The sequence below is a fragment of the Leisingera sp. ABM4_103 genome (assembly GCF_056158685.1).
Genome location: NZ_JBSWTU010000005.1, coordinates 1,989,929 through 2,000,630, shown reverse-complemented (window position 1 = coordinate 2,000,630; position 10,702 = coordinate 1,989,929). Strand labels below are relative to the sequence as shown.

The following is a 10,702-nucleotide window of genomic DNA, read 5'->3' as shown; positions in this document are numbered from 1 at the left end:
ACGGCGCGCGCTGCGCCGCGCGGCAGCGCGGCGCCACGCCCAACCCCAAGCGGAGCGCGCCAGCGGTCCGGCGCGGGGGCGGGAGAGCCCCGGCCGCGGCCTCAGCGGTCGTCGCCGCCGGGTCCGCCCATTTCATCGAGCATATCTTCGTCGATGGCCGCCTGCACCGCGCCTACCGCGGCCTCCTTTTGCTTGGGCGTCATTTCCTCCTCCTGGTCGGGTGCCAGCCGGACGGTGACCTCGCGGTGCGCGAACTTGATGCCCTCGCGCGCAAACAGCTCGCGGATTTCCTGATACACCCGCTTGCGGACGATCCACTGATCTCCCGGCTTGGTCATGAATTTCACCCGGATGATCATTGCCGAGTCCTGCATCTCGATCACGCCCTGGGACTTCAGCGGCTGAATGAACGTATGGCCGACCACCGGGTCATCCATCAGGCTTTGGCCGAGTTTCTTGATCAGCTTGCGGACCTTTTCCACATCGGTGTCGTAGGTCACGCGCAGCGGCAGCTTCATCATCACCCAGTCGCGGGAATAATTGGTCAGAACCTTGATCTCGCCAAAGGGAATGGTGTGCAGCGCGCCCAAGTGGTGGCGCAACTGGAAGGAGCGGACCGAGATTTTTTCCACCGTTCCCTTCACATCGCCTATGTCAATATATTCGCCTTTCCGGAAGGCATCGTCGATCAGGAAAAAGGCGCCGGAAAAGATGTCCCTGACCAGCGCCTGCGAGCCGAAGCCCACCGCCAGGCCAACCACACCGGCACCGGCGAACAGCGGGCTGACGTTGATGCCCAGCTCCAGCAGAACAATCAGCACGATCGACACCAGAACCACCGCGAGGATCGCCCCACGGAACAGCGGCAGCAGCGTTGCCAGCCGGCTGGCGCCACCCGCGCCGCCTTCGTCGCCCAGCTCTGCCTCGACAACGTCCCCGGCCTCCTCGTCGATCTTGCTGTCGATCCAGATCCGGAACAGGTGATAGACGATATAACCGATGAACAGGATCACCGTGACATCAACCGCCCGTTCGGCGGCGGTGGAATCGATCCAGCTGGCGTCGGGGTTCCAGACGATCACCAGCGAATAGGCCCCGACCACAAAGGCGAGGATGCCTGCAACCCGGCGGGAAAGGTCCTCATAAGTGGCGATCGGGTGCTTGGACCGCGGCGCGATTTCCTCTTCGTCGCCTTCGTCTTCCGGCTCCGGAAATTCGGCGTCCAGCGGGACGTCTGCAGCTCGTGCATTCAACACCCCGGCAGCTGGCGGCCCGGAGTCCTCAGGAATGCTCTCAGCCGTGTCAGGCGCCTCGGCAGCCGGTGGGACGAGTTCCGCGTCCCCGGCTTCCGCTGCAATTTCCTCCGTCTCCACCGCCTCGGCCTGCACCAGACGGGCACGGCTGAAATAGCGCTCAATGCCGTAATTGATCGCGCCGTAGACCACCAGGATCGTGGTGAGAACGAAATAGCTGCCCGCCATCAGCGGGATCGAAATGTCTTGTTCCAGAACCAGGTCAAAGGCCAGCTTGAGCCAGCCGAACGCCATGTAGACCATCAGCACCGGCGCCCAGGCGACGGCGAGGACACGCACCAGCCAGGAACACTCTTCGGGCGCCCGCCCTGCGCGAATGGCGTTTGAAATTGCCCGGCGGTTGACCAGAACCATCAGCAGGTTGCCCAGCGTCCCGACCAGGGCCAGAACCCCGTAGACCAGCGCATAGACATTGTAGTTAAGGCCGAAGTCCCCGACCCAAGTGGCAAACAGTGTCGAGGAAATGTCATAGGTCGCCAGCACCGACGCCCAGATATAGAGCCGCTTTGCATCCCGGTCGGAAAACACGGGGATCCGGTACTGGGCCAGAAACGGCGACAATACCATCCGCCACAAGTCAGACACCGTGCGCGCCAGGAAAAAGGCGGTATAAACAGCCGTTACGGTGAATTCGATGGACGGATCGCCGGAAGCTCCGAAAATCAGGTAGGAAATCAGCGCCGCGAATACCATCGCAAAAAGCGTAGCGCCAATCCCCATCAGAAACCGGAAGACCAGGAAGGGCATCTTTTCCTGATAGCCTTTGGGCTGGTCCTAAATCCGCGCGACCACGAACCGTTTGGCAAACCGCTTGCCGTAAATCTCCGTCGACAGCCAGCGGCCGATCAGCAGGAACAGCACGCTCCAGCCCATTACCTCGACATAGGTAAAGATGCGCCCGTCGGGGCTGGTCTGACGCAGGATGTATTGCATTTCGAAGATCGAGTAAGGCAATGCCTCAAGCCGGCTGTTCAGCTCCGCCCGGAAGGCGGCGACCCTGGATTGCGCCTTCATCAGTGCCGAAGGCTGTTCCATCACGTCAGCAGCCGGATGACCGGCGTCCCGCTCTGCCGCCGGCGGCGCATTCAGCAGCTGCCCGCTGCTGTCGACCACAACCACGCTGACACCGCTTTCGGCCGCCTGTTCGATCGCTTTGGAGAGCGCATCCGCCGGTGCCGTTTCACTTTCCTGCGCGCCAGCGTGAGGCGCCAGACTGAAACTGAGCAGCAGGCACAGAAGGAACCGGAAAAACATTTGCAGCATGGCCGCCTATCCTTTTGGAAACTTGTATCAAACTAACCACGCGCAAGAGCGTTGCGCAAATGGCGCGCGCGCAATTTGCTGTGCATTATCCAACCGTGGCGCATGATTGCATGCGCTAGGTGTCCGGGCTATACAAAACCGGATATCCGCCCACAGGGCGGTCAGCTGTGTCCGGCCCCTGCAAAACCCTGCCAGGACAAGCAGCTGCAAAGGCAAATACTGACCGCGCCCCCGCCCTATCCGGTTGCGGTGCGCGCAATCTGAGGCGGACGATGGCGGAGCACAACAGCATGCGCCCGGGGACGAGCGGCAGCATTGGCCGGCGTGCCTGTGGCACCGCCGGAACCACCTCCTTGCCCGGCGCGGCCCGGACCCCCTATCAGGCAATCCTATGATGGCAACAGGCACTCATGAGACAGCAGCGGAAGCCGGCGCACGCGGACCGCGGATCATGTTCTACAGCCATGACACCTTCGGGCTGGGGCATCTGCGCCGCTCGCGGGCGCTTGCTGGGGCGATCACCGCGGCGAACCCGGACGCCTCGGCGCTGATCCTCACTGGCTCGCCAGTGGCGGGGCGGTTTTCCTTCCCGACCCGGGTCGACCATGTGCGCCTGCCCGGTGTGATCAAACGCGCCGATGGCTCCTATGCCTCGCGCACCATGGGCATGAGCATCGAGGAAACGGCTGATCTGCGCGCCGCCCTGATCCGCTCCACTGTGGAACAGTACGAACCGGATGTGCTGGTGGCTGACAAGGAGCCGACCGGATTCCGCGGCGAGCTGATGCCGGCGCTGGAGCTGCTGAAGTCCAAGGGCCGCTGCAAGATGGTGCTGGGCCTGCGCGATGTTCTGGACGAGCCGGAGGTGCTGGCCGCCGAATGGGAGCGCAAGCACGCCGTTGAGGCGACCCGTGATTTCTATGACGAAATCTGGGTCTACGGGCCGCGGTCTGTCTATGACCCGACCGCCGGGCTGCCCTTCACGCCGGAGATGCAGGGACGGATGCATTGGACCGGCTACCTGCGCCGCGACCTTGGCCAGGTGGGGGAGCCGCCAGAGCAGCCCTATCTGCTGGTCACCCCCGGCGGCGGCGGCGATGGCGAAATGATGGTGGATCTGGTGCTGTCGGCCTATGAAGCCGACCCGGAATTGTCCCCTCGCGCAGTGCTTGTCTACGGTCCTTTCCTTTCCGGCGAAACCCGCGAGGATTTCGAGGAGCGCGTTGCCCGGCTGGATGGCCGCGTCACCGCTGTCGGCTTTGAATCTCAGATCGAAACGCTGTTTGCCGGCGCCCAGGGTGTGGTTTGCATGGGCGGTTACAACACCTTCTGCGAGGTGCTGTCCTTTGACAAACCTGCGGTGATCGTGCCGCGGACCACCCCGCGTCTGGAGCAATGGATCCGCGCCAGCCGCGCAGAAGAAATCGGTCTCACCACAATGCTGGACGAGACACGCGACGGGTGGACGGCCCCGGCGCTGGCCAAGGCGATCCGTGCGCTGGCGACCCAGCCGCCGCCTTCGGCCGCGGGGTCCGAGGGTCTTTTGGACGGGCTGGACTACGTGACACGCCGCGTCTCTGCCCTGTTGCAGGACACGCGCCGGGAGGCTGCCGAATGAGCACGTCCCGCCCGCCCCTCGCGGTGGTGGTCAAAGGCTGGCCGCGGCTGTCCGAGACCTTCATCGCCCAGGAACTCGTCGCCCTGGAAGCGGTCGGCCACACGTTCGAGATCTGGTCCCTGCGTCACCCGACCGACATAAAGCGCCACCCGCTGCACGCGCGGCTGCAGGCCCGCGTGAACTACCTGCCCGAATACCTGTACCAGGAGCCGGAACGTGTCTGGCGCGCCCGGACCGCTGCGCAGGCCCTGCCCGGCTACGGTGAGGCCTACCGCATCTGGCGCGCCGATCTGCGCCGCGACCTGACCCCCAACCGCATCCGCCGCTTTGGCCAGGCCTGCGTGCTGGCCGCCGAAATGCCGGACGAGGTACTAGGCCTCTACGCGCATTTCCTGCACACGCCCTCCTCCGTCGCGCGCTATGCCGCGATAATGCGCGGGCTGCCGTGGAGCTTTTCGGCGCACGCAAAGGACATCTGGACCTCGCCGGACTGGGAGCTTCAGGAAAAACTCTCTGCCGCCCACCACGGCGCAACCTTCGGCGCCACCTGCACCGGCTTCGGCGCCAAGCACCTTCAAGAGCTGGCCGATACACCGGACCGGGTTGATCTGGTCTATCACGGGCTCGACCTGTCGCGCTTCCCCGCCCCGCCGGAGCGCAAGGCCCGGCAGCCGCAGGATCCGATCCGCTTCATGTCGGTTGGCCGCCTGGTAGAAAAGAAGGGGTTCGACCGCCTGATCGCCGCGCTGGCGCTGCTGCCTGCAGGCCTTGACTGGCACTGGACCCACATCGGCGGCGGTGGCTTGGGCGACCTTCTGCAAGGGATGGCGGAGGATGCAGGTATCGACCACCGCGTCACCTGGCGCGGGGCCTGCGACCAGCCCGAGGTGATCGAGGCGATGCGCAGCTCCGACCTGTTTGTGCTGCCGAGCCGGGTCGCTGCGGACGGCGACCGCGACGGGCTGCCAAACGTGCTGATGGAAGCTGCCTCGCAAACCCTGCCGATCCTGTCGACCCCGGTCTCCGCTATTCCGGAATTCATCACGCACGGCACGCACGGTCTGCTGAGCGAAGACAGCCCCGAGGCGCTGGCCGAAACGCTGCTCTACGCAGCCCGCCATCCGCAAAAGCTGGCAGAGATGGCCGGGGCAGCGCTGGAGAGGCTGCGCTCCGACTTCGGCATGGAACCCGGTATCGCCCAGCTTTCCAAACGGCTTACGGCGATGCTGCAGGGCGGCTGACAGGTCATGCCGCCGGGAGCCGGAAAGCGGGTCGCCTTTTACGCGCCGATGAAGCCGCCGCACCACCCGGTGCCCTCCGGCGACCGCGAGATTGCCCGCAACCTGATGGGCCTTCTCACCGCCAGTGGCGCAGAAGTGCAACTGGCCTCGGACCTCAGGATCTACGACAAACACGGCGATGCGGCGCTGCAGGCAGATCTGCGCAAGGCGGCAAAGGCCGAGGCCGAACGGCTGATCCATGACCTGTCGGCAGCTGACCTCTGGGTCACCTATCACAACTATTACAAGGCACCGGACCTGATCGGACCTGCCGTGGCCCGCGCCCGCGGAATACCCTATGTGCAGATCGAATCCACCCGCGCCAAGAAGCGCCTGACCGGGCCATGGGCGGGATTTGCCGAGGCCGCTCACACTGCTGCCGATGCCGCTGCGGCGATCTTCTATTTCACCGCACAGGACCGCTTTGCGCTGGAGCGCGACCGATGCGGCAACCAGGTCATTGCTCCCCTTCCGCCTTTCCTTCCGTTTGAGGATCTGCCCGCTGCCTCATCTTTAGACGGCCCAATGCTGACCGCAGGCATGATGCGCGCGGGCGACAAGCTCGGTTCCTACCGGATCATCGCGGAAACTCTTGCGCTCCTGCCGGGGGAATGGCAGCTGGACATTGCTGGCGAAGGCCCGGCCCGTTCCGAAGTTGAGGCGCTGATGGGTGCCTTTGGCGGAAAAGTCCGCTTCCTCGGCCAGCTCACCCGCGAGGAGTTGTCAGCAGCCTACGCCCACGCCTCCCTGTTCCTGTGGCCCGGTGTGAACGAAGCCTTCGGCATGGTCTATCTGGAGGCTCAGGCCCATGGGCTGCCGGTGGCCGCTCAGAACCGCCCCGGCGTGCGTGATATACTGCTTCCCCAAACCTACCCGGAGCCCGAAGACGGCCCGGAAGCTTTGGCCGCTTTCACGGCCAGCCTGCTGGCAGACCCCGCACTGCGCTCTCGCATTGGCCGGGAAGGACGTGACCACATCGCCCGAAACCACCTCGCCCCCGCCGCGGCCCGCCAGTTTTGGGACATTACCGCCCCGCTGATGGAGACACCCGCATGATCCGCCTCGCCCTTCTGCGCCACGGCCATACCGCCTGGAACCGCGCCGGGCGCATCCAGGGGCGCAGTGACATCCCGCTCGACGATCAGGCCCGCGAGGAACTGCGCGGTTACACCTTGCCTGCGCCGTGGGACCAGGCGGAACTCTGGTCCAGCCCGCTGATGCGCGCGGTGGAGACCGCTGAACTGGCTGCAGGCCGCCCGCCCCGCACCGCGCCAGAGCTGATTGAGATGAACTGGGGTGACTGGGAAGGCCTGCACGGGCTGGACCTGAAGGCGGATCCAAACAGCGGATTTCGCGATATCGAGGACTGGGGCTGGCACTACCGCCCGCCCGTCGGCGAGAGCCCAGCAGAGGTCTGGACCCGCATTGCCCCTTGGCTGCACGGCCTGACACGTGACGCGGTCGCGGTTTGCCACATCGGCATCATGCGGATGATCCTGGCCCGCGCATACGGTTGGGATTTCGACGGCCCCGCCCCGTTCCGCATCAAACGCAACCGGCTGTTTGTGGTGGAAATGGAGGGGGTCTCTCTCACCCCTTGGGCCGAACCTGTCCGGCTGATCCAAGAGTGGACCTCATGAAAGTCCTGATTGCCGTCACCCACCTCCTCGGCACCGGCCACCTTTCGCGGGCACTGACGCTGGCGCGTGCCTTCACCGCGGCCGGGCACCAGGTTCAAGTGGCCTCCGGCGGTTTCCCCGCCCCGCAGCTTAACGCCGAAGGGATCGAGGTGATCCAGCTGCTGCCGCTGCGCTCGGACGGAGTGGATTTCACCCGGCTGCTGGCCGCGGATGGGTCATTGGCAGAGGAAACTTATCTGGCCCGCCGCCAAGACGCCCTTTGCGCAGCCCTGCACGAGCTGCAGCCCGACGTGCTGATTACCGAGCTTTACCCGTTTGGCCGCCGCTCCTTGCGCCGTGAATTTCTGGCGCTGCTGGAAGCTGCTCATGCGCTGCCACGGCCGCCGTTGATCTTGTCCTCAATCCGCGACATCCTCGCCCCGCCCTCCAAACCGGAGAAGGCGGATAAGGCCGATGAGGTCATCGCCAAGTATTACGATGCGGTGCTGGTCCACTCCGACCCCGCGGCCACCAGGCTGGAGGCCAGCTGGCCGGTCTCGCCGATGCTGGCCGGCAAGCTGCGCTACACTGGCTATGTGGCGCCGCCAGCCGCGGGTCCTCATCCACAGCAGGCGGGCTGCGGCGAGGTGCTGGTCAGCGCCGGCGGCGGCAGCGTCGGCACGCCTCTTTACCGGGCAGCCCTGGAAGCCGCCAAGCAGATGCCGGACATCCCTTGGCGCCTGCTGGTCGGCGGCGCGGACGCCGGCGCGCGGATCGCGGAGTTTGCCAAGGCAGGCTCCCCTGCCCTGCTGGAGCCGGCGCGCAGGGACTTCCGGCAGATGCTCTCTCATGCCGCCGCCTCTGTCAGCATGTGCGGCTACAACACCGCGCTCGATCTTTTGCAGGCCGGGACGCCCGCGGTCCTGATCCCCTTTGATGCGGGTAACGAGACCGAACAGGGCCTGCGTGCCGCCAGCCTTGCACCCCTGAACGGCATTGAGGTGGTCAAAACAGCGGACCTCACTCCTGAAACGCTATGCGCTGCGGTCAAGGCGGCAATGCAGGCTCCGCCGCGGCTGGCAGGCGGTTTCAGGTTTGACGGAGCCGCCCGGAGTGTGGAGATTGCCGCAGAACTTGCGGGAGGGCGCGGATGAAACCGGATTGGAGCGGTCTGGACCGGGAACTGGAGCACTGGCAGGAGGCGGGCCTGACGCTGCCCTTGTGGTGGCGGGACGATGACGCGATGTCCCAGTCGGCGGAACTGGACCGGTTGGCGGACCTCTCCGCGGAGCTTGATCTGCCGGTGCACCTGGCCGTGATCCCGCAGGGCACCACGGCAGACCTCGCCCGCTTTGTTGCAGACCATACGCAGCTGATCCCGGTGGTGCACGGCTGGGCGCACCAGAACAACGCCCCTGCAGGCGAGAAGAAGGCGGAGTTCGGGGCTCACCGGCCGCTGGACGAACTGCTGGACGACGCCGAGCGCGGCCTGACCCGCCTGCGGGAGCTGTTTGGCGCCAGCCTGCGCCCTATGTTCGTGCCGCCGTGGAACAGGGTCTCGCCGGAAATGCTGACCTGGCTGGCCGGCGCCGGTTTCACAGCCGTCTCCACCTTCGGTCCGCGCAGCAGCGCCAAACCCGCCTCCGGCCTGTTGCGGGTTAACACACACCTGGATCCGATCGACTGGAAGGGCTCCCGCAGCCTGCTTCCGCAGCAGCAGCTGATTTCGCAAGTCACGCGTCAGCTGCGCGACCGCCGCCAGGGTGATGCGGACAATACAGAACCCTACGGCCTTCTCACTCACCACCTTGTGCATGACGAAGCGGTCTGGGAGTTCACTGCCGCGCTTGCAAAGCGATTGCTGGCAGGGCCGGCCGAGGCCTGGATCTATGATGAAAGGATGTCCTGAATGAGCCGTCTCGACTCCATGCTGCGCCGCCTGACTGCCCAGCGCGATGGGCTGAACTGGGCCGCAGAGCAGATCAGCGCGATGGAGGGCGATGTGCTCGACATGGGGCTCGGCAACGGGCGCACTTACGACCATCTGCGCGAAATCCTCTCCGGCCGCCGCATCTGGGTGATCGACCGGGTACTGCAATGCCACCCCTCCTGCATCCCGCCGGAACAAGACTTTTTGCAAGGCGAGGCAAGGCCGATGCTGGAGCGGCTTGCCGCCGAAGACCGCCGGATTGCCTTGGCGCACTATGACTTCGGCTTCGGGGTCAAGGAAAAGGACGTGGCCGAAGCGGCTGCCCTGTCCCCTGTGATTGCGGAGGTGATGGCGCCGGGCGGCATCATCGTCTCCGGCCAGCCGCTGGCCGGTTTCGAGGAGCTTGACGGTCCCGAAGGCATCCCGGCGGGCCGCTACATGTTCTACCGGGCCGGCTGATCCAGCTCCCGCCCCGAGAGGGCGGGCGCTTCGCCCGCATTCGCGGCTGCGCGGTCAGGCCACCCGCAATCCGCGCGACCAGACCCCGCGAACTGCAGGCGCACCTGCTGTCACACGGAACCGGATCAGATCGGCACGCTTGCCGGTCTGCAGCCGCCCGCGGTCGTGCAGCCCCACCGCATCGGCCGGCGCATGCGTGACCGTGCCCAGGCCGCGCGCCGTGTCGCCCCACAGGTCGCCCAGCCGCACAGCCGCCATTAACAGAGCGGCCGGCACATAGTCCGACGACAGTATGTCCAGCAGTTCCAGCTCCGCCAGCTCATGCGCTGCAACATTGCCGGAGTGCGAGCCGCCGCGGATCAGGTTCGGCGCGCCCATCATCACCTTGATACCATGGGCGTGGCAGGCCTGCGCGGCCTCCACTGTGGTCGGAAACTCCGCCAGCTGAATGCCATGGCCCGCCGAAACGGCCACCTGCCCTGCCGTTGTATCGTCATGGCTTGCCAGCACCGCGCCGAACCGCTTGGCCGCCTTCACCGCCTCCGCCTCGTGCAGATCGCCGTAGGTCTCGCGCAGCTCCCTCAGATGGGCGACATGCGCCTGGAAGCCCGCATCGTCGAACCCGTGCTTGCCCTTCACATACTGCTCCAGCTTGGAGAGGTCGCGGAACTGCCGCTGGCCCGGGGTGTGGTCCATCAGCGAGACCAGCCCGACCCTGTCTGCCGCGCCAAAAGCCTCCAGCTCCGCAACCAGCGAGTCCGAGCAAACCTCTGCCCGCAGATGCAGGAAATGGGAGATCTTCAGCGCGTCCGCCGCCCGAAGCTCCAGCAGCTCGCTGGCCAGCCTGCGGGCATAGGCGCCATAGCGGCTTTCCTTGCGGGTGATCGAGCCAACGCGCATTGCATCAAACACCGTGGTGATGCCAGTGCCCGCCAGTTCCGCATCATGTGCAATGATCGCGCTGGCGTGCGGCCAGTCCACTTTAGGACGCGGCTGGATATGACGCTCCAGATTGTCGGTGTGCAGCTCCACCAGCCCCGGGCAGACGAAATCGCCTGCGCAGTCGATGGCGCCTTCCGGAACCGCGGTGCCTTCCGCGATATCCGCTATCTCGCCGCCGGCAATCTTCACGCTGCCGGTTCGTGTTTCCCCCGGGAGGACCAGCGTGGCATTGGCAAGGATCAACTCTTCTGTCATCTGAACTTCACATCTTTCGAGCT

Annotated in this window: 8 protein-coding genes and 1 pseudogene; 7 read left to right on the top strand and 2 right to left on the bottom strand. The window is 65.4% G+C overall.

Annotated features, from left to right (window positions below):
- Positions 1–101: 101 nt before the first annotated feature.
- A pseudogene (locus ACXAED_RS11345) lies at positions 102–2,576 on the bottom strand (mechanosensitive ion channel family protein).
- A 394-nt stretch (positions 2,577–2,970) separates the two neighbouring features.
- On the opposite strand from ACXAED_RS11345, the gene ACXAED_RS11340 reads away from it, so the two are divergent.
- From ACXAED_RS11340 to ACXAED_RS11310, 7 genes are read left to right on the top strand one after another with little or no spacing between them, the layout of a single operon-like run.
- Positions 2,971–4,194, top strand: a complete 1,224-nt coding sequence (locus ACXAED_RS11340) for a glycosyltransferase family protein (RefSeq protein ID WP_475049753.1) — start codon at positions 2,971–2,973, stop codon at positions 4,192–4,194.
- The gene (locus ACXAED_RS11335; RefSeq protein WP_475049751.1) at positions 4,191–5,435 is read left to right on the top strand and encodes a glycosyltransferase; all 1,245 of its coding nucleotides are present in this window, start codon (positions 4,191–4,193) and stop codon (positions 5,433–5,435) included. Before ACXAED_RS11340 ends, ACXAED_RS11335 begins: the two co-directional genes overlap by 4 nt.
- A 6-nt stretch (positions 5,436–5,441) precedes the next feature.
- Positions 5,442–6,530 (top strand): glycosyltransferase family 4 protein, encoded by a 1,089-nt coding sequence (locus ACXAED_RS11330; protein ID WP_475049748.1) that lies wholly within the window; start codon positions 5,442–5,444, stop codon positions 6,528–6,530.
- Positions 6,527–7,114, top strand: coding sequence for a histidine phosphatase family protein (locus ACXAED_RS11325; RefSeq protein WP_475049746.1), 588 nt, complete (start codon positions 6,527–6,529; stop codon positions 7,112–7,114). The genes ACXAED_RS11330 and ACXAED_RS11325 overlap by 4 nt, the downstream gene beginning before the upstream one ends.
- Positions 7,111–8,247, top strand: coding sequence for a glycosyltransferase family protein (locus ACXAED_RS11320; RefSeq protein ID WP_475049743.1), 1,137 nt, complete (start codon positions 7,111–7,113; stop codon positions 8,245–8,247). Before ACXAED_RS11325 ends, ACXAED_RS11320 begins: the two co-directional genes overlap by 4 nt.
- Positions 8,244–9,002: a polysaccharide deacetylase family protein gene (locus ACXAED_RS11315; RefSeq protein ID WP_475049741.1), complete on the top strand. Its 759-nt coding sequence runs from the start codon at positions 8,244–8,246 to the stop codon at positions 9,000–9,002. The genes ACXAED_RS11320 and ACXAED_RS11315 overlap by 4 nt, the downstream gene beginning before the upstream one ends.
- Complete coding sequence (locus ACXAED_RS11310) at positions 9,003–9,482, top strand: class I SAM-dependent methyltransferase (protein WP_475049738.1); 480 nt, start codon at positions 9,003–9,005, stop codon at positions 9,480–9,482.
- Between the two features lie 54 nt (positions 9,483–9,536).
- On the opposite strand, the gene ACXAED_RS11305 is transcribed toward ACXAED_RS11310, so the two are convergent.
- Positions 9,537–10,679 carry an alpha-D-ribose 1-methylphosphonate 5-triphosphate diphosphatase gene (locus tag ACXAED_RS11305; protein ID WP_475049735.1) on the bottom strand — a complete coding sequence of 381 codons (1,143 nt, stop codon included), beginning with the start codon at positions 10,677–10,679 and terminating at the stop codon, positions 9,537–9,539.
- Positions 10,680–10,702 lie beyond the last annotated feature (23 nt).